This window comes from Solirubrobacter ginsenosidimutans (assembly GCF_027587205.1).
This window is the reverse complement of record NZ_JAPDOD010000068.1, coordinates 1-22068: the sequence shown is the minus strand read 5'-3', so window position 1 is coordinate 22068 and position 22068 is coordinate 1. Positions and strand designations below refer to the sequence as shown.

Below are 22068 nucleotides of genomic sequence, written 5' to 3'. Positions count from 1 at the left end.
GTCACTCGCACAATGCGGGCATGACTTCGACCGCGACCGCGACGCGTTCCCCCTATACCGCGATCCGCGAGGCCTTCGTCTCCGAACGTCGCCTGACCATCGACAGCGGACACGCCTTTCGTCGTGACATCGAGCGCCGGCACGCGCTGCGCTCGCTGGTGACCAACCCCGGGTCGGTCCTCGAGCGTCACCGCCGCGACGTGCGCGCCGGAGCGGACGTCCTCACGACCGCGACCTGGGGCGTCGCCGCGGCGGCGTGGCTGTCCACCGAGCCCGATCGCTGGATGGCGGTCGCGCGCCGTGGCATCCGGCTCGCGCGGCTCGCGATCGCCGCGCAGAAGCGCGTCGGCGAGGTCGCCGTCGCGTTCTCCGTCGACGCGAGCGTCGATCTGCCCGACGGCGGGCTGACCATGAACCGCCTCGCACGCGTCCTCGCCGCCGAAGGCCCCGACCTGCTGCTCGTCGAGGCCCGCTCGGAGGCGCAGCCGAGCCTCCCGGCGACCGTCAAGTCGCTCGACACGACCCGCCTGCCCGTCTGGCTCTCCCTTCCCAGGGCGCCGCATGAGATCGACTGGCTCGTGCGCAGCGGCCGCCGGACCCGCCTCGTGGACGTCGGTCCGGCGGCCGTAGGGGACGGACCGATCGAGATCACGCGCTGGTAGGCGGACTTTTCAACTCCCTCTCAAGACCAAGGAGCACGATGCGTTTTTTCTCTGAGCGAATCGGAAGGAGATCGGTCGCCCCCGGGGCGCTGGCGGTCTGCCTGTTCGTGGCCGCATGCGGCGGCTCCGGCGTCAGCAAGAACGACTACGTCAAGAGCCTCAACGACGCTGTGGCATCGCTGCAGAAGTCGACGGCGTCGCTCGGCCCGGACGCCGTCGGCGGGGCGGGTGCCGTCGCGCGCCTGGAGTCCGGCAGCAAGGCGATGGATGTCGCCGCCGAGAACTTCGGGAAGATCACGCCGCCCGACGATGCCAAGCACGCCCACGGTCAGATCGTCGACGGGCTGCACAAGCTCGCCGACACGTTCGACGACGCGGCCACCGCGGCGCGCTCCAAGGACAACGACAAGCTCCTGAAGGTCCTCCAGGGCCTCGACGAGAGCACCGGCGCCCGCGAGCTGCAGGCGGCCACCGAGGAGTTGTCCTCCAAGGGTTACAAAGTCCAATGAAAGGCCAGTCCATGAACCTGTACACCATCCGCCGCCGTGACTTCTGGGGCACCCCTGAGGAGCTCCAGGCGACCGCGGCCAAGTCTGCCCAGGTGGGCGCGGAGATGACGGACGACGTCCGTTGGATCCGCACCTACGTCGTGCAGGAGGAATCCGGCAAGCTCGGCACCGTGTGCATCTACGAAGGCACGAGTATCGAGAAGGTGCGCGAGCAGGCTGAGCGCGCCGGCATGCCGGCCGACGAGATCACCCTCGTCGCCGACACGGTGATCGTCAACCCCGATCCCGTGGCTGCCGTCCAGGCCTGAGTTCCCAGGGCGGCTGAGCCGTCCCTGCGGGAGACGAGAGGCGGAGCCCCTGGGCGACGCCTCTCTACGACGCGAGCCCGAAGGGCGAGTCGTCGTCGGTCCCGGCTCGGGGCGCGCGGCGGTGGAAGGGGAACCCCGCCGCGCGCCCTGCCGGGTCACCGGTAGCCGAAGCGGTCCAGCTTGCGCAGCAGTGACCGCCGGAAGGCCTTCGCCTCCTTCGGCTTCCCGAGCACGCCGCGCAGGCGCTGCTGGTCGAGCTCCTTCAGCCCGGCCTGCCCGCGCCCCAGCAGGAACTCGTCGGCGACGTACTCGCTGACATAGCTTCTCGCTGACTCCGGGTCGGGACGGCGGCCGCTCGCGAACAGCGTCTTGGCGAACCGCGCGTCCTCGCGGATCTGACCGGGGAACCGGCGCGTGACATCGTCGAGCGTGACTCCGGTGTCGTTGCGGGTGTACTGGAAGATCCGCACCGGCCCGCCGTCGATCCGCGAGTCCGAGGTCTTGAGGTCCGGCCGGCCGTCGCGGTTGAGGTCGGCGATGTCGACCGAGGACTCCGAGACGCGCACGAACTCGCGGTACGTCCCGGTCGCGGGCTGGTAGTCGAAGATGCCGAGCGCGAAGCAGCACGGCTCACTCGAGTTCACGCGCAGGACGACCTCGTCCTCCCCGTCTCCGTCGAGGTCGCGGACCGCGAACGTGTCGGCATCGTTGCTGAAGCGGCTGCACTGCTCGCCGCAGGTCTGCGGGATCGTCCGGTCCAGCCCGGTCACGCCGTTGCGCGCGATCGCGAGCCGCATGTTGCGCGGGCCGTCACCCGCGTCCCACGTCAGCGTCGCCGACACGGGCCCGCCGACCGCGGTCTCGCTTCCTGCGTTGACATCGGCCGCGGCCCTGCCGGCTGGTATCGCTGCCGCGGTCGCGAGCGCGACGGCGAGGAGTCTCTTGGATGGCATGAGCGATTGTTGGCCGGATCCACGCCTTCAGGCAATCGGGACTCGACCCTGGACTTAGCGGGGTTTGGCCGCTGCCGTGCGGGTTAGACTCGCCTCATGTCCGTGGAGGAGCGCCCCTTCGACGTGCGCTGGGAGCAGCGCGACGCGGGTGTCGTGGTCATCGCGACCGGGGAGATCGACCTCTGGTCGGCGCCGGAGGTCAAAGCCGCGCTGGCCGAGCATCGCACCCGCGACGGGAGCGTGGTGCTCGATCTGCGGGGCGTCACGTTCATGGATTCCAGCGGCCTCGGGCTGATCGTCGAGTCCAACCAGCGTGCGCGCAAGCACGGGTTCCGCTTCGCGGTGGCGGTCGGTGGCGCGTCCGACGTGCATCGCATCCTCGAGATGTCGGGCCTGATGCAGGTGCTCGAGTTCGTCGACGACCCTGACGCGTTCCTCGCCGGCGAGCCGTCGTGACCGACGAGGTCGGCTCGGTCGAGTCGGGGATCCGCGCGACGCTTCGGGCGGCCGGCGCGGTCGGGCACGACACGCTGGCCGTCGACTGGGAAGCGCACCCGCTCGGGCCGCCGGAGGAGTGGCCGCGCAGCCTGCAGACCATCGTCGGCGTGGTGCTCACGTCGCGCTTCGCGATGTGGATGGCGTGGGGCCCGGAGCTGACGTTCTTCTGCAACGACGCCTACCGGCGCGACACGCTCGGCAAGAAGTACCCGTGGGCGCTGGGGCGCTCGGCGCGCGAGGTGTGGGCGGAGATCTGGCCTGACATCGGCCCGCGCATCGAGACGGTGATGCGCACCGGGATCGCGACCTGGGACGAGGCGCTGCTGCTCTTCCTCGAGCGCAGCGGGTACGTCGAGGAGACCTACCACACGTTCTCCTACAGCCCGCTGGCCGACGACGACGGCCGGATCGCGGGGATGCTGTGCGTCGTCAGCGAGGACACCGAGCGGGTCGTCGGCGAGCGGCGGATGGCGACGCTGCGCGACCTCGGCACGGGCGCGAGCATGCTGACCGTGGAGGAGGTGCTCGCGGCGGTCTCGCAGCCGCTGGCCGACAACGCGCACGACGTGCCGTTCTCGCTCATCCATCTCTTCGGTGAGGAGAACGGCGAGGCGTGGCTCGGGCGCGCGACCGGCATCTCGCCCGAGCATCCGGCGGCCGCCGCCTCGGCGTGGCCGGTGGCGTCGGCGGCCGCGGGGTCGACCGAGCTCGTCGAGCTCGCGTTCGAGGCGCTCCCGACCGGGGCGTGGGACGAGCCGCCGGTCGCCGCGCTCGTGCTCCCGCTGCCACAGCAGGGTCAGGGGCCGCCGTCCGGATTCCTGGTCGCCGGGTTGAACCGCTACCGGCCGCTCGATGACGACTATCGCGCGTTCCTCGGGCTCGTCGCCGGGCAGATCGCCGGTGGCATCGCGAGCGCCCGCGCGTACGGCGCCGAGCGCCGCCGCGCCGAGGCGCTGGCCGAGCTCGACCGCGCGAAGACCGCGTTCTTCACCAATGTCAGCCACGAGCTGCGCACGCCGCTGACGCTGCTGCTCGGCCCGGCCGAGGACGCGCTGATCGATACCGATACGCCGCTCGCGGACCCGCAGCGCCAGCGCGTCGACGTCATCAATCGCAACGCGCAGCGGCTGCTGAAGCTGGTCAACACGCTGCTGGACTTCTCGCGGCTGGAGTCGGGCCAGGCCCAGGCGCACTACGAGGCGGTCGATCTCGCCCGCTACACCGCCGAGCTGGCGAGCATGTTCGAGTCGGCGGTACAGCGGGCGGGGCTGACGCTCGAGATCTCCTGCCCGCCGCTCCCCGAGCCCGTCTTCGTCGATCGCGAGATGTGGGCCAAGATCGTGCTCAATCTCGTATCCAACGCTTTGAAGTTCACGTTCGAGGGTGGCATCGCCGTCGCGGTGTCAGCCGTGGACGGCGAGGCGCGGTTGACGGTGGCCGACACCGGCATCGGCATCCCGGACGAAGAGCAGCCGCGGTTGTTCGAACGTTTTCACCGCGTGGCGGGTGTGCGCTCGCGCTCGCATGAGGGCTCGGGCATCGGCCTGGCGCTGGTCGCCGAGCTGGCCGCGCTGCACGGCGGCGGCGCGACCGTGTCCAGCGCGCGCGGCGAGGGCTCGACGTTCACGGTCACCGTGCCGTTCGGTGCCGCGCACCTCCCCGCCGAGGACGTCCGTGGCGCGAGCGAGAGCGCGGTCACCGCTCGCCAGCAGGCGCAGAGCTTCCTCGTCGAGGCGATGCGCTGGCTCGGCGAGACCGGGTTCGCCGAGACGATCCAGGTCGCGCCGGACGCACCGCGGGTGCTGGTCGTCGACGACAACGCGGACATGCGCGACTACATCGCGACGCTGCTGGCGGGCGACTACGCGGTCGAGACCGCGGCCGACGGCGCGATCGCGCTGGAGCGGGCGCGCGCGCATCCACCTGACCTCGTGCTGACCGACGTGATGATGCCCAACCTCGACGGCTTCGGGCTGCTCGCGGCGCTGCAGGCGGACCCGGTCACGACCAGCGTTCCGGTGATCATGCTCTCCGCGCGTGCGGGCGAGGAGGGCACGATCGAGGGCCTGGAGGCGGGCGCCGACGACTACCTGATCAAGCCGTTCGCGGCCCGCGAGCTGCTCGCCCGCGTCGCCGCGAACCTCGAGCTCGAACGGGTCCGCCGCACGCGCGACCAGCTGCGCCGCGGCCAGGACCTGATCGACCAGGCGCAGCGGCTGGCGCGTGTGGGGAGCTGGGAGATCGAGCTCGCGACGGGCGCGATCTCCGGCTCCGACGAGCTCGCCCGGCTCGTCCGGTTGAGCGCCGAGGAGCTGCGCTCGGAAGGCCTGGAGAACGCGCTCGCGCGGCGGATCGCCGCGGACGATCTGGAGCGCGTGCGGGCCGCGCTGGAGGGCGGCGCCGCGGGCCGGCCGGTCGACCTCGAGGTGTGTCTCGTGGGGCTCGACGACGAGCAGCCGTGGGTGCGGGTGCTCGGCGAGCTCGAACGCGACGGCGACGGGCTGCCGGTCCGGCTGCGCGGCAGCCTGCAGGACATCACCGCGCAGCGTGCGGCCGAGCAGGCGATCACGGCCGCCGCGGCTGAGCGCGAGGCCGCCGGGCGCGAGCGCGCGATCGCCGACGAGCTCCAGCACAGCCTGCTGCCACCGATGGACTTCGATCCCGATCAGCTGGAGGTCGCGACCTTCTACCAGCCGGGCGTCGCGGACACGCAGGTGGGTGGGGACTGGTACGACGTCATCGAGGTGGGCGCGGGGCGCACCGCGCTGGTGATCGGCGATGTGATGGGGCGCGGCGTGCGCGCCGCCGCCGTGATGGGTCAGCTCCGCGCCGCGGTGCGGGCGTACGCGCGGCTGGACCTCCCACCCGCCGACGTGCTCGAGTACCTCGACGGCGTCGTGCGCGAGCTCGGCGAGGTGCAGATCGTCACCTGCATCTACGCGATCTTCGATCCTCGCGACCGGACGCTGATGTACGCCAACGCTGGGCATCTGCCGCCGCTGCTGGCCGTGCCCGGTGCGGGTGTGCGCCGGTTGACCGGCGCCGCGGGGCCGCCGCTCGGCGCCGGGCCGCTGACGCTGGAGGAGGAGCAGGTGGCGCTACCGGTCGGCTCGCTGCTCGCGCTCTACACCGACGGGCTCGTCGAGCGCCGCACGCGCAACCTCGACATCGGGATCGACGAGCTGGCCGCGTTGCTGGGGCACGTCGAGGGGTCGATCGCCGACATCCCCGGCGTGCTGGTACACGCACTCGCGCCCGAGGGCAGCGACGACGACGTCGCCGTGCTCGTCGCCACCGTCTCAGACCAGACCCCGCCGCCGTCGGCGAACCTCTCGATCGACGACGACGTGCGCGCCGTCCACCAGGCCCGCTCGTTCACCCGCGGCACGCTGGACGAGTGGTCGCTGCCGGTGTCACTCGCCCGCGACGCGATCCTGCTCGTGAGCGAGATGGTCACCAACGCGATCGTCCACGGCCGCGCCCCGATCCACCTGCACCTCCGCCACGCCCGCGAACACCTCGTCGTCGAGGTCGAAGACACCGCCACCGCGGTCCCGCGCAAGCTGCGCCCCACCACGAACGACGTCCACGGCCGCGGCCTCCAGCTGGTCGCGATGATGGCCGACGAGTGGGGCACGCGGCCGATCCACGACGGCAAGTCCGTCTGGTGCGCGCTCGAACTGACGCGCTATGGCTAGGAGTCTGTTGACGAATGGTCGGTCCGACCGATGTTCGTCAACAGGCTCTTAGTCGGGTTCGACGTCCAGGTGGGTCTGGATGTCGTATTCGCTCCACGCGACGGTGACGACGCGGCAGCGGCTGACGGTGCCGACGAGCGTGCGGACGACCTCGAGCTCCTTCTTGATGTGCTCGTCGATCGCGAGCGCGCGCTTGGCCCGCTTGGCGCCCGTGTGCTTGAAGAGCCAGTCGCCCATGTACTCGATGCCCGTCTCGAGATCCTTGACGAGCGGTTGGTGCGGCTGTTCGTCCAGCTTGGTGCCGAAGATTCCGGCGCTCGACGCTTCGAACCAGCGCACCTCGACGCGGTGACCGACCGCGATCGGAGCGCGATAGATGCAGGTCACGGTCTCCATGGCCGGCGCGACCTTACCGATCAATCGCGGGCCGGCCAGACACCGTTCACGCAGATGCTGTAAGTCATGCCGCCGGGGGCCTGCTTGCGCAGGTCGGGGAGGTTGAAGTTCGTCGTGCCGTTGCCGCCGTAGGTGGTGCCGAGAAGTGCGAACAGCGCCGACCACTGCGAGATCGCCAGGGTCTGGCCGGCGGCGACCGCGGCGCCGGGCGGGACGTACGAGAACGCGGTGAGCAGGACCTGGCCGATGTAGCAGTCCACGGCGCTGCCGGACGAGCTCATGCTCGGCGTCTGGATGCCCGTGCCGAAGAGCGTGCCGAGGCGGGTGTCGAAGGTGCTGTTGAAGTCGGTGGTGCGCAGGAACGCGGAGCTGGAGAGACCGTTGAGCCGATCGGCATCGAGGGTCGAGCCCGTCCCGTCGACGGTGAGGAGCTTGGTCAGCAAGGACGCGGCCGTCTCAGTCGCTCCGGAGGCGCCGGTCGCGCCGGTGGCGCCGTTGCAGACGTAGTTGGTCCCGCTCGCCGCGACGTACTTCACGCCGCCCGTGGCGCAGTTGGCGCCCGCCGATTCGGCGGTGCCCGTGACCGACTGCCCGTCCGCGCCCGCCGGACCCGCGGGCCCCGCGACGCCGGTGTCGGTGCCGTCACGCCCTGCCGGGCCGGTCGCGCCCTTGGGGCCGGTCGCGCCGTCCTTGCCGTCGCGGCCGTCGACTCCGTCGGCTCCCGCGGCGCCGTCGGCGCCATCGGCTCCGTCGGCGCCCGCCACGCCCTGCTTGCCCTCGCGGTTGAACGAGATCGCGGTCTCCTTGGCCGTGCAGCGCGACGCGGCGGCGACGACCCGGAGCTTGCCGTCCTTGGCCACGCAGCCGACGATCACGTCGCCGGTCCCGGGCTTGGCGGCGCTGACCGCGGCGAACGAGCTGCCGCCGAGGGCGACGAAGAGTGCGAGAAACGCGACCGGCTGCCGGCGCAGCGCGAGCAACAGACGTTGGGCCATGCGCCGGTAATCGGCAGGTGATCGGAGGACACACAGGTCCCCCGATCAGGGGACTACTCGGACTCGGTCAGCGCGTGCGCGGGAAGGACGTAGCGGCGCGGCGGGCGACGCGCGGCGAGCGGGCCGTCGGGCCGTACTCGGTAGAGACCGGGGCCGGAGGCGGTGATGACCGGCGCCTCGGGCTCACCGCCGTGAGCAAGGACCCACTCCTCGATCGAGGACGCCAGCGCGCCCTCCGCCATCATCGCCGCGCGCTCGATGACAGCGCCGCCGTCGCCGTCTGGGCGAGCGAGGCGAACGACTACGGCCCTGATCTCGGCGTCGGCGAGCCGAGCGTCCTGCGAGCTTGCGGCGGGCATCGTGCCCTCCTGGTCGGGTGCACGGGCGCGGAGCGACCGATAGACGCCGCGGGAGGTCCCACGGCCAACCGCACCCTACCGGGTCTGGGCACTGGTAGTGTGATTGTGTGCAAGTCGGGCGTTCTGCGCCCGGGTATCGCCGCTCCGGCGCCGCAGTCGCTGCTGTGCAGGCCTCCGCGCCCGGATCGAAGGCAATACCCCTTGCTCGGCGCCCGTCAGACGGCGTCGCCACACCCACTTAGAACAAAGGACGGCCCAGATGCCGCAGTCCACCACCCCGATGCCCGCCGCCGCGCGGCGCTCCCAACTCACGCGCGTGCGCGACGCGCGCCGATCCGCCACCACGGCGGCCGGAATCGCCGCCGAGCGGGTGACCATCGCCCAGCGCGAGCGTGGAACGTACCGCGCGCGCGAAGCCGCGACCCAGTTGGCTGACAATCCGGTCGAGAGTGTCCCCCAGGCCCGATAAGCTGGAGGGAGCACACCCGCACGCGAGCGGCTCCGCTCCTTCGCCGTGCGAGCGACGATCCCATGAAGGAGCGAGAGGAGCGTCGCCATGGCGCCGCCGCAAAGTTCGTTCCCCCGGCCCCCGAAGCGCGTCTCGGCGTCACCCGCTGAACGCGGGGCCGAATACGCCCTGGCCCAGAAGCGCCTAAAGGAGGAGGCCGCCGAACGACGCCTGGCGGCCGCCGACCGACCCGTGGGCGAGAAGCCCATCCGGCACTCGGCGAACGACCCCAGCCGCAGGCGCGGCTGAGCAGGGCCTGACCCCCGCGCCCCGAGGTCGAATGCGCCGTCCGCTGACCCGCCTGCGCGGGTTCGGACGAGCGCACCCGGTGCTCGTGGCGACGCTGGGGGCGGTCCTGATGCTCGGCGCGCTCGGCCTGCTGCTCGCGGGCCGGCGGGACGAGTTCGCCGCGGCCCTGTCCGGCGCGCCGTGGTGGATCCTGACCATCACGGTCGTGATCCACATCGTCGCGCTGCTCGCGCGGACCGAGGCGTGGCACGTCTCGATCGAGGCAGCGGGCGGCCGGGTCTCGCGGCGCGTGCTGTTTCGCGCCTCGAGCATGCAGGTGCTCGGCAGCCTGTTGAGCGGTCAGCTCGGCGCGGCCGCGCGGATCGTCGCGCTGCGCCGTTCGAGCCCGAAGGTGTGCCCGCAGGTGCCGACGCTGATCGCGGCCGAGGTGCCGATCCTGTCGGTCGAGATCGCCCTCGCGGCGCTGAGCTCGTTCACGCTGGTCGGGCCGCTCGGCCTGCCGTGGTGGTCGCCGCTCGTGGCCGGCGCGGTGATCGCGCTGCTCGGCACCGGCCTCCGCCGGCTCTCTCTGTGCACCGGTCGCGACCTGTGGCGCGGGCTGGCGGTCATCCGCAGCCTGCGCGGTGGCGGGCGCGTCGTGTGCTGGGTGCTCGTCGCGGTGTTCTCGCAGATCTTCCGCAACTGGCTGCTGCTGCACGCGGTCGGCGTCGACGCGTCGTTCTTCGACGCGATCGCCGTGCTGATCGCCGTCGTCACCCTCGGGCAGCTGCCCGTCGGCCCGGCGGTAGGGGCTGCCGCGGCGGTCGTGATCCTCGGCGGCGACGGCGTGGCGGCGGCCGCGGCGGCGGGCGTGCTGATGACCGCGACCGGCACGACCGGCGGGCTCGCCTTCGCGCTGTGGGCAGGCATCGACGGGCTGGTGAGCCGGCTGCGCGCTCGGCACGCGCCCGCTGTAGTGGGGGCTTAGCTCGTCACTTCGACGATGCGCAGCACTTGACGGTCGAGCCCGTAGATCACGACGCGGCCGCGCGGCTGCGGCAGCCGCGGAAGCGCCTCGCTGACGTTGGTGGCGAGCGTGGCGATCAGGGCGTCGAGCGTGGCGTCGTCGGCGGGGTCCAGCACCCGCACGACCAGCTCTGCGACCGCGCTGCGCCGCTCCTCGCGACTGACGACGATGGTCGCGTCCCAGCCCGCGTCACGCAGGCAGGTCGCGAGGCTCTCGTAGCGCGGACCGAACCGGCGATAGTCCGCCGCGGAGGGCTCAAAGACGAGTCTCAGTAGGAAAAGCCTTTGGATCGGTGCATTGCGCAATGAACCGTAGCGGCTCCCTACGAGACGGTGGACAGCGCCTCGCGCTGGAGATCGGGGAGGTAGGTGACGCCGGCGAGCGGGTCGCGGGCGTAGTCGATGAAGCCGCGCGGTCTGTCGACGGTGAGCGGGGTGATGCCCTCCATTGGATGCTCGAGCACGCGCAGGTTCGCGAACGCGTGGTCGTGTGGATGCGCTTCGAGGTACTCCACGAGCCACCCGCCGACGCATTCCGGGCGCGTCTGCGGCACCAGCAGCTGCTTGGGCGAGCGGCGCCACAGCCCGCGCTGGCGCGCCGTCTCGATCGTCCAGAACGGGTAGGTGAGGCTGGCGGTGAAGGGCGGCATGCCCGGTTCGTCGGCCACCGTCGCGACCGCCTTGACCCGTATATCCCCCGCGCGCGGCGGCGCCGTCAGCACGGCGACGGACCCGGAGGTAAGCGGCGCCGCGCCGCGGCGGGAAGCGCTTGACGCGGGCTTGACGGTGCGATGACGGGCGCCGGCGAGGCTGCGACGCGTCAAACGATCGTGGAGGAGATGGCATGTCGGCGCCGACCATCGACGAAGGCAAGCTCGAGGCGTTCATGGGGCGCTTCGTGCAGGACATGGGCGCCGGGGCGACCGCGCCGCTGGTGCTGATCGGCGACAAGCTCGGCCTGTACAAGGCGATGGCCGACGGCGCGCCCGTCACCCCGGCCGAACTGGCCGAGCGCACCGGCTGCCGCGAGCGCTACGTCCGCGAGTGGCTGAGCCAGCAGGCGGCCAGCGGCTATGTCGAGTACGACCCGCCGAGCCGGAGCTTCCGGCTCCCGCCCGAGCAGGCGCTGGCGCTCGCGGACGACGACAGTCCGGTGTTCATCCCGGGCGCGTTCCAGCTGCTGGCGGCGATCTTCAAGGACGAGCCGCACATCACCGAGCGCTTCCGGACCGGCGAGGGCTTCGGCTGGCACGAGCACGACCCCGACCTGTTCGAGGGCACCGAGCGCTTCTTCCGCCCCGGCTACCTGGCCAACCTGGTCGACTCGTGGCTGCCGTCGCTGGAGGGCGTGGTCGCCAAGCTCGAGGCCGGCGCGCGCGTCGCCGACGTCGGCTGCGGGCACGGCGCCTCGACGATCCTGATGGCGCAGGCGTACCCGAGCTCCACCTTCACCGGCTCCGACTACCACGAGGGCTCGATCGAGGCCGCGCGCCGCGCGGCGGAACGCGCCGGCGTCGCCGACCGCGTGACGTTCGAGGTCGCGTCGGCGAAGGAGATCGGCGGAGGTCCCTACGACCTGGTGTGCGTGTTCGACGCGCTGCACGACATGGGCGACCCGGTCGGCGCCGCCCGCCAGATCCGCTCGCAGCTCGCCCAGGACGGGACGTGGATGGTCGTCGAGCCGTTCGCCGGCGATGCGCTGGAGGAGAACCTGACGCCGGTCGGCCGGGTGTTCTACGCGGGCTCCACGATGCTGTGCACGCCCGCGTCGCTCAGCCAGGAGGTCGGGCTCGCGCTCGGCGCCCAGGCCGGCGAGCAGCGGCTCACGGAGGTCCTGCGCGAGGGCGGCTTCACCCGCGTGCGGCGCAGCGCCGAGACGCCGTTCAACCTCGTGCTCGAGGCGCGTCCGTAGCCGCGGCGAGCGCGGCGAGTGAGCGCAAGGAGGCGCTCACCGCGGCGCGCTGCCCATCCAGGCGGTGGGCCTCCTGCTCGGGGATCTCGACGTGGACGGCGATCCGGGTCCCCGCCTCGAGCGCCGCGAGCTGCCACTCGAACACCAGGTAGCTGACGAGGCACGAGATCGTCAGCGTCCGGCCGTCGCCGCCGGCGCGCAGCTGCTGCGGCATCGGGAAGTCCGGGTAGCCGCGCGGGTACAGCGTGATGTCGCCCTGGCCGTCGCGGCCGTGGCGCTCGACGGTCTCGATCCCCTCCCACCACTCGGGGAAGCGGGAAGGGTCGTACAGGAGCTTCCAGACCTCCTCGACCGGCGCGGTCGTCGTCGTGCTGTCATCGAACGTCGGCAAGGGGCTCCGATCTGCGCAGCTCATCGGCCACGCGTTCCAGCTCGTAGGACGGATTGACGATGCCGGTGACGGGCGGGCGCCCGAGGTCGACCAGCGACGCGAGGTGCTCGCTCGCGAACAGCTGGAGGCCGGCGAGGCGCTGCCAATGGCGCTCGGCCTCGCGCAGCCGCGTCTGCGTCAGCTCGGCGTCGCCCTGGGCGCGGGCGATGAGCGCCTGGACGAACGTCATCCGTGCCACCAGCACCGCGGGACGGTGGGCGGGCCGGACCGGCTCCAACGCCGCGGCGCGCAGCTCGGCCTGGGCTTCATCCGCGCGGCCGAGCCGGGCAAGCGCCTCGGCGCGCCGGAGGCGGGCGTCGGCGCGCACGATCGGCGGGTCGCCGGCGAGCGCACGGCCGAGGCACTGCTGCGCGCGCTCGTGGTCGCCGGCCAGCCCGGCGAGCAGACCGGCGTCATGGTCGGCGAGCGCGATCGTCGCCGGCGTACCGAGCCGCGCCGCCAGCTCGGCCTGCCGCTCGTCCGCGGTGCGCGCCTCGGCGTGCCGGCCCAGCAGCGCGAGCACGTTCGCGCGCAGCGCGGCCGTCTGGAACGCGATCGCCGGGAACGGCGCGGTGATCGTCGCCCCGCGGTCGGCGTGCTCGAGCGCACGCTCCAGGTCACCCGTCGCGACGGCCATGCAGGCAGCGTTCGACCAGCCGCTGTAGGCGAGGTCCGGGCGTCCCGCGTCCTCGCCCGCCGTGGCGGACGCGATCAGTGCCGCCTCGGCCTCCCCCATCCGGCCCTCAGCGATCAGCGCGAAGCTTTCGACGGTGCGCAGGTGGTGGCGCCACAGCGGCATACGCTCGAGGTCCAGTCCGAGCGACGCGAGCTCGGCGAGCGACCGTTTCGCGGCGCCGGAGCCCTCGATCGTGACCTCGCACCAGGCGCGGATCAGCAGTAGCTCGACGCGCGATTCGGCGTCCGCCACCCCGCCGGCGTCGAGCGCGTCGAGGCCCTGCTGGGCGCTGCGGCGTGCCCGCCCCGGATCGCACAGCGGGCCGCGATACCACAGCGCGGCGCGCCGGTGCGCGGCAGCCCGGGCCGCGGAGTCATCAGGCGCGAGCAGCACGATCGCCCGCTCAAACTCGGTCGTGGCCGCGTCGCGCCGGCCGAGCTGCGCGAGGACGTCGCTGAGCTCGAGCCGCGTGGCGGCGTCGGCCGGGCGCAGCTCGACCGCCTCGGTCAGATAGGCGGTCGCCTCGACCAGCGCCGTCGCCCGCACGGCGACCCCGGCTGCCTCGACGAGGCGCGCGGCGGCGAGGTCGTCGCGCCCGGCGAGGCGCAGGTGGCGCGCGGCTTCCGCGGGGCTCGCCCCGAGCGCACCGCCGAGCGTCTCGTGATGGATCGCGCGACGGACGTCATCGAGGTCGGCGACCACCGCTTCGCGCAGCAGGTCGTGGCGGAAGCCGAAACGCCCGTCGGTGCTGCGCAAGAGCCCGCAGTCCATGGCGGCGAGCACCGCCTCAGGCCGGGCCAGCCCAGAGAGCTCGAGCCGATCGAGCGGGCGCCCGGCCACGGCCGTCAGCTCGGTGATCTCGCGCGCGGCCTCGTCGAGCCGCGAGATCGCCGCCCGCACGGTGCCACGCAGCGACGCGGGCGGCCCGCGGTCTGCGCTCGCGCCGGCGCGGGCGCTCTCCAAGGCCAGCAGCGGATTGCCGTCGGCGACCGCGATCACGCGTTCGCGGGCGGACGCGTCGAGGGCGCTGACCGCCTCGACGAGCGCCTCGAGCGCGGCGCGCGTGAGCGGTTGCAGCTCCAGCTCGCGGACGGCGATGCCGCGACCGCGTGCCGCATGGACGAGTGCGTCGACCTCGTCGCGGCGCGGCGTCATGCGGCGGGTGAGCACGATCAGCACCGGCAGCAGCTGGATGCGGCGGGCGAGGTAGGCGGCGAGCTCGAGCGTCGGCACGTCGGCGAGATGGACGTCGTCGAACACGAGCACCAGCGGCCGGTCGGCGGTGGCGTGCTCGGCCAGCTCCACGGCCGCCTCGAACAGCCGTGCGCGCGCGAGCTCGGGCGGCACGTCGGCCGCCGCCGCGCGCGGGCGCCCGAGGCGGCGCGGCAGCGACGGAGACAGCCGGCCGAGCTCCTCCGGCCACTGGCTGTCGGCGGGCGGTGGCGCAAGCTCGCGCGCGAGGTCGGCCAGCAGCTCGATCCAGGGCGCGAACGGCGGCGCGCCGCCGAGGTCGACCGCGCTGCAGCGAGCCGCCCGCGCGTTGCCGGTCGCGCGGGCGCGAGCGACGAGCTCGGCGGCCAGGCGCGTCTTGCCGATGCCACCCTCGCCGCCCAGCACCAGCACGGCACCGGCGCCGGCGGTGACGCGCTCCCACAGCTCGGTGATCGCGGCCAGCTCGTGCTGGCGGCCGATCAGCGGCGGACCGTCGGCCTGCGGTGCGCCGGGCGCGGCCTCGGCCCCGCGCAGGGTGGTGGCGAGCGTGCGCGTCTGGGCCGACGGCGCGAGGCCGAGCGAGGTCCTCAGCCGGTCCGACAGCCGGTCGTAGACCGCGAGCGCGCCCGCGCGATCGCCGCCCGCGGCCAGCCGGCGCATCAGCTCGCGCGCGGCGTCCTCGTCGAGCGGGTCGAGCGCGAGCCGGCGGCGGGCCCAGCCGACGGCTTCGCCGGGCGTGGCGGTCGCGGCGGCGAGCCGCCCGTAAGCGGAGCCGAGCCGCTCGACGAGCTCATCGCGCGCCTCCAGCACCCAGTCGTCGTCGAGGCCGGCGAGCAGCGGACCGCGATGCAGCGCGACCGCGGCCTCCAGCCGTCCGGCCACGACGAGTGCCTCGAACTCGGCCAGGTCGGTCTCGCAGACGAGCGCGATCCGCTCACGGCCCGCGACCAGCGCAGCGTCGCTCCCGAGCACGCGGCGCAGCTCCCACAACACGCTGCGCAGCGACGCGCGGGCGCTCGAGTCCAGGACGTCGGGCCAGAAACCGGCGGCGACGGCCCCGCGCGCGTGCTCACCCGGATGCATCGCCAGCCACGCCAGCAGGCTCCACGCGCGGCGGCTTGCAGGCGGCGTGACAGGGCGACCGTCGATCTCGGCCCGCAACTCCCCGAGCAGCTGCACGCGCAGCACCGGCCAACTCTAACCGGCAAAGGCCGTCTTGACGACCGGATGACGGAGCATTGACGGGCGGCCGGGACAGTGGCATCCATGACCACCATCCCCACCACCCACACCTTCGACGTCGCCGCGCTGCGACGCGCCTTCGCCGAGCGCGACGCGACCGCCCTGGCCGCGCTGCACGCCGACGACGCCACGCTCGAGTTCGTCGACGCCGAGCACACGCCCAGCCACCCGCAGCGCATCGAGGGCCGCGAAGCCGTCGATGCCTACATCGCCGACCTGTTCTCGCGCGAGATGACCCACTCCGTCGAAGACGTCGCATCCGGCGACGGCGTCCTTGGCTTCACCGTCCGCTGCCGCTACCCCGACGGCACCCGCGTCCTCTGCGTCGCCACCGCGAAGCTGCGCGAAGGACGGATCGTCAGCCAGGTCGCCGCGCAGGCGTGGGACGTCGCCTGACGCCGGGCGGGAGCGCTCAGGCGGCGCGCAGCCCGCGCCGCCCGGGGCGCTGGGCGAATTCGAGCGCGACGGCCAGGAAGGCCTTGCCCGCGACGGTCTGGCGCCGGTCGGCGCGCCACACGAGCGCGACCGGCCAAGTCAGCGGCTCGGGCGCGATCGGGCGCAGCTCGATCGGCGGGCCGGGCTCGGCGGCGACCGAGCGCGGGATCACCGCGACCCCGAGCCCCTTGCTGGCCAGGGCGCGTACCGCCCCCATCTCGGTGCAGATGAAGGCATTGCGCGGCTCGACGCCGTGGTCGGCCATCTTGCGCTCCAGGCGCCGGCGCAGCGCGGAGTTCTCGCGGTAGGCGATCAGGTCCTCACCCGCGAGTTGGTCGAACGTGATGCGCGCCTCGCGCGCCAGCGGATGGCCGACCGGCAACGCGACCACGAGCTCGTCCGTCCCGAGCAGGGCGACCTCGTACTCCGCGCCGAGCGTGTCGGGATCGAGCGCCGTGAAGGCGCAGTCGAGCTCGTCGGCGCGCAGCGCGGCGAGGATGTCGTCCTGGGTGCCCTCGACCATGTGGATCGCGACGCCGGGATGCGCGGCGCGAAAGCCGGCGAGCATCGCGAAGAGGTCGTACGGCCCGGTCGGGTACATGCCGCCGATCCGCACCTGCCCGCTCAGCAGCCCGGTGAGCTCCTCCACATCGCCGTGCAGCGCGTCCACCGCGGCGAGCACGCGCTGCGCGTGGCCGTGGATCACGTGACCCTCGGGGGTCAGCTGCACACGGCGGCTGGTGCGGTGGAAGACCTCGACGCCCAGCTCCTCCTCCAGCCGCCGGATCTGCTGCGAGATGGCCGACTGCGTGAGGAACAGCTCGTCGCCGGCCTTGGTCAGCGAGCCGTGGCGTGCGACGGCGACGATCGTGCGCAAGTGGCGGATCTCCATCGCCACCGATCGTGCCACCGCACCGTTCAGAAGTCCAACTCATCCTTCTGCTGGCAGCCATGACGCGGGCTTATGAACGGACGGGCAACCTCCCGGCAAAGCTCTGGCAACCCTGCCCGGACAGGCTTCGTGGTCCCCCGTTTGTGAAAGGACCGCTTCCTGAGATGACCGTCGTACAACGTTGGACGCTTGCGGTGGTGTGTACCGCCACCGCGATCTTGATGCTGGACATCGCGGTGGTGAACACCGCCCTGCCCTCGATCGGCGAAGACCTCGACACCGGGATCGGCGGTCTGCAGTGGGTGGTGGACACGTACACGCTCGCGCTCGCCGCCGTCGTGTTGACGGCCGGATCGCTCGCCGACCGCTTCGGGCGCCGCCGCGTCTTCGCCTCCGGGCTCGTGGTCTTCACGGTGGCATCGGGCGCATGCGCGGCGGCTGACTCGATCGAGCTGCTCCACGCCGCGCGGGCCGTCCAAGGGCTGGGCGCGGCACTGCTCTTCGCCACTTCGCTGGCGCTCTTGGCCGACGCGTTCCCGGACGAGCGTCAGCGGACCGCGGCGCTCGCCGCCTACGGCGCCACGATCGGCGCGTCGTTTGCGATCGGGCCGGCGGTCGGCGGCGTGCTGACCACCGCGCTGGGCTGGCGTTGGGTGTTCCTCGTGAACATCCCGATCGGGGTCGCCGCGTTGGCCGTCACGCTGCGTCAGGTCCGCGAGTCCCGCGATCCGCGTGCGCCGCGGGTGGACGTTCCCGGCCTGCTCTCGCTGACCTCGGGGCTGTTCCTGCTCGTCTTCGGTCTGCTGCGCGGAAACGAGGACGGGTGGGGCAGCGGCGTGATCGTCGCGGCACTCGCCGGCGCGGCGGCGCTGCTCGTCGCGTTCGTGGTCATCGAGGCGCGTTCGACGCATCCGATGCTGCCGCTTGCGCTGCTGCGCTCGCGCGCGTTCACCGGCGCGCAGCTCACGGCGTTCGCGATCTCCGGCTCGTTCTTCGCGATCTACCTCTACTGCTCGATCTACCTCCAGAACGTGCTCGGGCTGTCCGCGATCGAGGCCGGTCTGGTGTTCGTCCCCAGCACGCTCGTGATGGTCGTCGTCTCCGGCGCCACCGCGCAGTTGAGCCAGCGGGTGCACCCCGGCGTCCTCGTCTCCGGCGGCCTGCTCCTGGTCGCGGCCGGGATGGCGATGCTGACGGTCGCCCAGGTCGACTCGTCCTGGGTCGTGCTGCTCCCCGGCATCACCGTGGCACTGATCGGCACCGGCCTGTTCAACCCGTCGGTCAGCGCAGTCGCGCTGAACTCCGTCCCGGCCGAGCAGAGCGGCCTCGCGGCCGGCATCAACGACACGTTCCGCCAGGCCGGGATCGCGATCGGCGTCGCCGGCCTCGGCGCGCTGATCCCCACCGGCGACCTGCTGCGCGGCGGCTCGGCCGGCGACTACGTCAACGGGATGCACACAGCGCTGCTCGCCGGCGCGGTGCTCGCTGCGAGCGGCGCGATCGCCGGCGCGCTGCTGATCCGGCGCCGCGACGCGGAGGAGCTGAGCACCCCCGCGAACGTCGCGTTCGACGCGGACTGACCGCACCGGACCGCCGGTCGAGCACGGATCTCGACCGGCGGTCGGCATGATGGTGATCATCGGCCTCGTCATGGGCTACACCACCTCAATCGCCGACTGGGTCACCCGCGAGGCCGGCGCCGCCATGCGCGTCCACGGCCGTCAGAGGGACGCCTCCTCTTGACGGCCCTCGAGAAGCCCACGCCGCCCGCGTCGACCGTCGCGGTCGCCCTCCTGTCGCTCGCGGTGGGGATCGTCCTCGCGGACTCGGCGATCGTCACGCTCGCGCTGCCGAGCATCCTGCGCGAGCTCGACGCCGAGGTGTCAGAGGTCGCGTGGGTCCTGACGGGCTTCAACCTGGTGCTCGCGCTGGCCGCGGTACCCGCCGCGAAGCTCTGCACGCGCGGGGCCGCGGGCTACACGGGCGCGGTGGGGCTCGTCGCGTTCGCGACGGCGTCGGCCGGCTGCGCGCTCGCCGGCACGCTCGAGGTCCTCATCATCGCGCGCGTCGGGCAGGCGATCGGCGGCGCGCTCGTGATCGCGTCCTGCCTCGAGCTCCTCGTCGCGGCCTCGCACGACGAACGCCGCGGTGCCGCCCGGTGGGCCGCCGCCGGCGTCGCGGGGTCCGCGATCGGGCCGGTGGTCGGCGGCCTGATGACCGCGGCGATCAGCTGGCAGTCGATCTTCATCATCCAGGTGCCGCTCGTGCTCCTCGCGCTGCCGGTGGCGCTCCGGCTGCGCTCGAGCGTCGAGCGCCAGGACGGCCCGTCCGACCGCCCGGACATCCCGGCCAACCTCGCGCTCGCCCTCATCTCGGCGGCGCTGACCGCGGCGTTGTTCCTCCTCGTCCTCCTGATCGTCGAGGGCTGGCGCCGCTCGCCGGCGCTCGCCGCCGTCACGGTCAGCGCGATCCCGCTCGCCGCCGTCGCCGCCGGCGCGCTCGTCCGTACGTTGCGCGCCGGGAGCCGCGCCGAGGCGATCGCGGGCTCGATCCTGGTCGGCGGTGGGCTCGCCTGCCTCGGCCTGCTGCCGGACGCGAACCCGGCGTGGACGATCCCGGCGCAGGTCCTCGTCGGCCTCGGGCTCGGTCTGACCGTCGACTCGCTGACCCGGTCCGCGCTCGCCGACCGGGTGCCCCGCGCGCTCCACGGCGGCTGGACGATCGCGGCGCGTCACGGTGGGATCGTGGTGGGCCTCGTGATCCTCACGCCGATCTTCACGTCCGACCTGAAGGACGCGCAGCGCCCGGCGCAGGAGGCGATCGCCGCGCAGGTGCTCGACTCCGACCTGCCGGCGTCGAGCAAGCTCAAGCTCGCCAACGGCCTCGGAGCGCAGCTCGAGGCGGAGAACGGCCGCGTCCCCGACCTCGACATCGCGTTCGAGAAGGCCCAGCTGCCGAAGGAGCAGACCGCACGCGCCGAGGCGCTCGAGGTCCGCCTCGACGACCAGCTCGAGCGCGCCGCGACCCGCGCGTTCCGCTCCGCGTTTCTCGCCGCCGCCGTGCTCGCGCTCCTCGCGATCCTCCCCGCCCTGTTCCTGCGTGAGAAGGCGACCCGGGAATGAGCTCCCGGGGCTTCGCCCTCATCGCCGTCGCGCTCGTCCTCTGCGGCGGGCTGCTCTGGGTCCAGCTCGCCGCCGGCGGCGCCGACTTCGTCCCCCAGCGCGCCGCCGACCCCTGCCAGGACCGCGGCCGGACGAGCACGAACGACCTCGAGGGTCTGGCGGAGACCATCGTCCTCACCGGCCTCGACGAGGCCGCTTGCACGCTCGGCGTGAGTCGCGAACGGCTGCTGCTCGCGCTGCCATCGGAAGCGGACCGCGCCGAACTCGCGAGAGAGACCGGCACCGACGAACGCGGCCTCGCGCGAGCGATCAAGGACGGCCTGAGCACCGGCGTCGACCGGCTCGACAAGGCCGGCCAGCTGCCGAAGGTGTCGACCCTCCTGCCGTCGATCGCCGACCAGCTCGGCATCTCCAGCAGCCTCATCGGGCTGATCCCCGACCGCCTGGTCGACGAGCTGCTCCCGACCGCCGGCGTCCTGCACCGGTCGCTCGACAAGATCGACGTGAACACGGTCCTCGCGGGCCTCGACGATCCCGGATCGCTCGAGCCGACCCTCCGCGATGCACTCGTCCACGGTGCGACCGACGAGGCCAAACGACAGCTCAAAGACGCACTGCCCGGCCCGCTGCAGCGACTTCTCGACTGAACCCGAGCGTCTGCGCGCCACGAACTCGCATGATGCGAACTTCGGGCCCGCTGCCGGGTCGAGTAGGCGAGCCATGACCTATGCCCGCCTGACGGACGAGCGCCTCGCGATCCTCGCTGGAGCGGGGGACGAACGCGCGCTGGAGCTGTTGTACGAGCGCCACTCCGGCGCGCTGATGTCGTTCTGCCGGCATCTCCTGGGCACCCGCGAGGAGGCCGAGGACGTGCTGCAGCAGACCTTCGTGCGCGCGCTCGGGGCGCTGCGGTCCGGCACCGAGCCCGAGCACCTGCGTGCGTGGCTGTTCACGATCGCCCGCAACCGGGCGCTGTCGGTGTTGGCTGCGCGGCGCGAGGTGTCCAGCGACGCGTTGGAGGCGGTCCTGGACACCGAGGGCCTGGCGGAGGCGGTCGAGCGTCGCAGCGAGTTGCGCGCGCTGCTCGCCGACATCGCGTGCCTGCCCGAGCCGCAGCGCGCGGCCCTGCTGCTCGCCGAGCTCGAGGACTTCCCACAGCGCCGGATCGCCGAAGTCCTGGGGACGAGCGAGTCGCGCGTGAAGGCGCTCGTCTTCCGCGCCCGCCAGGCGCTGATGGCCGACCGCGCGGCCCGCGCGGTCCCGTGCGGAGAGATCCGCGCCGCGCTCGCCGTGGCGTCAGGCCCGGACCTCCGCCGCGCGTCCTTGCGCCGGCATCTGCGCCAGTGCGCGGGGTGCCGCGCGTTCCAGCGCGGCGTCGCGACGCAACGAGCGGCGCTCGCGTCCGTGCTCCCGGTGAGCGTCCCGGTGGGACTCCTCGCGCGGGTGATCGCGGCGGGTGGGGCAGGTGGCGCGGGCGTGGCGGGTGGCGCGGCGGCGGGCGCGGGTGGCGCGGGTGCGGCGCACGGCGCGAGCGGAGCCGCGGCGGGCGGCGGCGGTGCCGGTGCGGCGGGCGTGGGTGCGGCAGGGGGTGCGGGGGTGGCCGGTGGAGCTGCCGCGACGCTCGTCAAGGTCGCGGTCGCCGTCGTGCTCGCGGGTGGGACGGCCGCCGGGACGATCGCGCACGTCGCCGGGCCCACGGACGCGCGGGCGCAGGCTGCGGCGCCGTTCCGCACCGTGTCGGCGACCGTCACGCCCACGCCGACGGCCGTGTTCGTCTCGGCCACGCCGTCCCCCGTGCCGGATGCCACGGGCCCGACCGGCGGTGCCGAACGTGGCAAGGCCGGCGTCCTGAGGCGGGTGCTCCGCGAGGCGATGCGGACGCGACGCCGCGCCGGCCGTCTGACAGTGGCGGAGCGACGGGCCGTCCGCCGCGCCGTGGCGCGACGCTGGGCCGCGCGCCGTCTCACGCCCGCGCAGCGCCGGGCTGCGCGCCGCGCGTCCGCCAAG

22 protein-coding genes are annotated in these 22068 nt (G+C 73.2%); 13 read left to right on the top strand and 9 right to left on the bottom strand.

What is annotated here, in order from left to right:
• Positions 1–20: 20 nt before the first annotated feature.
• The 3 genes from OM076_RS39990 to OM076_RS39980 are packed head-to-tail and all read left to right on the top strand — an operon-like array spanning position 21 to position 1479.
• Entirely contained in the window at positions 21–662 is a 642-nt protein-coding gene (locus OM076_RS39990; protein ID WP_270045797.1) for a homocysteine S-methyltransferase family protein, read from the top strand.
• 38 nt (positions 663–700) lie between these two features.
• A complete protein-coding gene (locus OM076_RS39985) occupies positions 701–1171 on the top strand; it encodes a hypothetical protein (protein ID WP_270045796.1) in 471 nt (156 codons plus the stop codon).
• Positions 1172–1182: 11 nt separating this feature from the next.
• Positions 1183–1479 carry a DUF4242 domain-containing protein gene (locus tag OM076_RS39980; RefSeq protein WP_270045795.1) on the top strand — a complete coding sequence of 99 codons (297 nt, stop codon included), beginning with the start codon at positions 1183–1185 and terminating at the stop codon, positions 1477–1479.
• Positions 1480–1634: 155 nt separating this feature from the next.
• Here the strand turns inward: OM076_RS39980 and OM076_RS39975 are convergent, their stop codons facing one another.
• Positions 1635–2432, bottom strand: a complete 798-nt coding sequence (locus OM076_RS39975) for an FG-GAP repeat domain-containing protein (protein WP_270045794.1) — start codon at positions 2430–2432, stop codon at positions 1635–1637.
• Positions 2433–2528: 96 nt separating this feature from the next.
• Between OM076_RS39975 and OM076_RS39970 the strand changes: the two genes are divergently transcribed.
• Together OM076_RS39970 and OM076_RS39965 are read left to right on the top strand one after the other, a co-directional pair.
• Positions 2529–2888 carry an STAS domain-containing protein gene (locus tag OM076_RS39970; protein ID WP_270045793.1) on the top strand — a complete coding sequence of 120 codons (360 nt, stop codon included), beginning with the start codon at positions 2529–2531 and terminating at the stop codon, positions 2886–2888.
• On the top strand, positions 2885–6628 hold the full coding sequence (locus tag OM076_RS39965) for a SpoIIE family protein phosphatase (protein ID WP_270045792.1): 3744 nt from the start codon (positions 2885–2887) through the stop codon (positions 6626–6628). The genes OM076_RS39970 and OM076_RS39965 overlap by 4 nt, the downstream gene beginning before the upstream one ends.
• 48 nt (positions 6629–6676) lie before the next feature.
• On the opposite strand, the gene OM076_RS39960 is transcribed toward OM076_RS39965, so the two are convergent.
• The 3 genes from OM076_RS39960 to OM076_RS39950 are packed head-to-tail and all read right to left on the bottom strand — an operon-like array spanning position 6677 to position 8378.
• Positions 6677–7024, bottom strand: coding sequence for a hypothetical protein (locus OM076_RS39960; RefSeq protein ID WP_270045791.1), 348 nt, complete (start codon positions 7022–7024; stop codon positions 6677–6679).
• A 20-nt stretch (positions 7025–7044) separates the two neighbouring features.
• Positions 7045–8019 carry a phage tail protein gene (locus OM076_RS39955; protein WP_270045790.1) on the bottom strand — a complete coding sequence of 325 codons (975 nt, stop codon included), beginning with the start codon at positions 8017–8019 and terminating at the stop codon, positions 7045–7047.
• Positions 8020–8072: 53 nt separating this feature from the next.
• Complete coding sequence (locus tag OM076_RS39950; RefSeq protein WP_270045789.1) at positions 8073–8378, bottom strand: hypothetical protein; 306 nt, start codon at positions 8376–8378, stop codon at positions 8073–8075.
• 259 nt (positions 8379–8637) lie between these two features.
• Here OM076_RS39950 and OM076_RS39945 point away from each other — a divergent pair, with 259 nt between their 5' ends.
• Together OM076_RS39945 and OM076_RS39940 are read left to right on the top strand one after the other, a co-directional pair.
• Positions 8638–8847, top strand: coding sequence for a hypothetical protein (locus tag OM076_RS39945; protein WP_270045788.1), 210 nt, complete (start codon positions 8638–8640; stop codon positions 8845–8847).
• A 319-nt stretch (positions 8848–9166) separates the two neighbouring features.
• Complete coding sequence (locus tag OM076_RS39940; protein WP_270045787.1) at positions 9167–10102, top strand: hypothetical protein; 936 nt, start codon at positions 9167–9169, stop codon at positions 10100–10102.
• Here OM076_RS39940 and OM076_RS39935 read toward each other — a convergent pair.
• Positions 10099–10446: a hypothetical protein gene (locus OM076_RS39935; RefSeq protein ID WP_270045786.1), complete on the bottom strand. Its 348-nt coding sequence runs from the start codon at positions 10444–10446 to the stop codon at positions 10099–10101. The genes OM076_RS39940 and OM076_RS39935 overlap by 4 nt on opposite strands.
• 17 nt (positions 10447–10463) lie before the next feature.
• The gene (locus OM076_RS39930; RefSeq protein WP_270045785.1) at positions 10464–10964 is read right to left on the bottom strand and encodes a hypothetical protein; all 501 of its coding nucleotides are present in this window, start codon (positions 10962–10964) and stop codon (positions 10464–10466) included.
• A gap of 20 nt (positions 10965–10984) precedes the next feature.
• On the opposite strand from OM076_RS39930, the gene OM076_RS39925 reads away from it, so the two are divergent.
• Positions 10985–12052 carry a class I SAM-dependent methyltransferase gene (locus OM076_RS39925; RefSeq protein WP_270045784.1) on the top strand — a complete coding sequence of 356 codons (1068 nt, stop codon included), beginning with the start codon at positions 10985–10987 and terminating at the stop codon, positions 12050–12052.
• Here OM076_RS39925 and OM076_RS39920 read toward each other — a convergent pair.
• Positions 12024–12443 (bottom strand): SRPBCC family protein, encoded by a 420-nt coding sequence (locus OM076_RS39920; RefSeq protein WP_270045783.1) that lies wholly within the window; start codon positions 12441–12443, stop codon positions 12024–12026. The two genes, OM076_RS39925 and OM076_RS39920, sit on opposite strands and share 29 nt — an antisense overlap.
• Positions 12427–15558: an ATP-binding protein gene (locus OM076_RS39915; protein WP_270045782.1), complete on the bottom strand. Its 3132-nt coding sequence runs from the start codon at positions 15556–15558 to the stop codon at positions 12427–12429. Before OM076_RS39915 ends, OM076_RS39920 begins: the two co-directional genes overlap by 17 nt.
• 78 nt (positions 15559–15636) lie before the next feature.
• On the opposite strand from OM076_RS39915, the gene OM076_RS39910 reads away from it, so the two are divergent.
• Positions 15637–16008, top strand: coding sequence for a nuclear transport factor 2 family protein (locus OM076_RS39910; protein WP_270045781.1), 372 nt, complete (start codon positions 15637–15639; stop codon positions 16006–16008).
• 16 nt (positions 16009–16024) lie between these two features.
• Here the strand turns inward: OM076_RS39910 and OM076_RS39905 are convergent, their stop codons facing one another.
• Positions 16025–16939, bottom strand: coding sequence for a LysR family transcriptional regulator (locus OM076_RS39905; protein ID WP_270045780.1), 915 nt, complete (start codon positions 16937–16939; stop codon positions 16025–16027).
• A gap of 197 nt (positions 16940–17136) precedes the next feature.
• Here OM076_RS39905 and OM076_RS39900 point away from each other — a divergent pair, with 197 nt between their 5' ends.
• From OM076_RS39900 to OM076_RS39885, 4 genes are all read left to right on the top strand, one after another.
• Complete coding sequence (locus OM076_RS39900; protein ID WP_270045779.1) at positions 17137–18519, top strand: MFS transporter; 1383 nt, start codon at positions 17137–17139, stop codon at positions 18517–18519.
• A gap of 159 nt (positions 18520–18678) precedes the next feature.
• Positions 18679–20061: an MFS transporter gene (locus tag OM076_RS39895; RefSeq protein ID WP_270045778.1), complete on the top strand. Its 1383-nt coding sequence runs from the start codon at positions 18679–18681 to the stop codon at positions 20059–20061.
• Entirely contained in the window at positions 20058–20708 is a 651-nt protein-coding gene (locus OM076_RS39890) for a hypothetical protein (protein ID WP_270045777.1), read from the top strand. The genes OM076_RS39895 and OM076_RS39890 overlap by 4 nt, the downstream gene beginning before the upstream one ends.
• 73 nt (positions 20709–20781) lie before the next feature.
• On the top strand, positions 20782–22068 hold a 1287-nt coding region (locus tag OM076_RS39885; protein ID WP_270045776.1), incomplete at its 3' end, for an RNA polymerase sigma factor.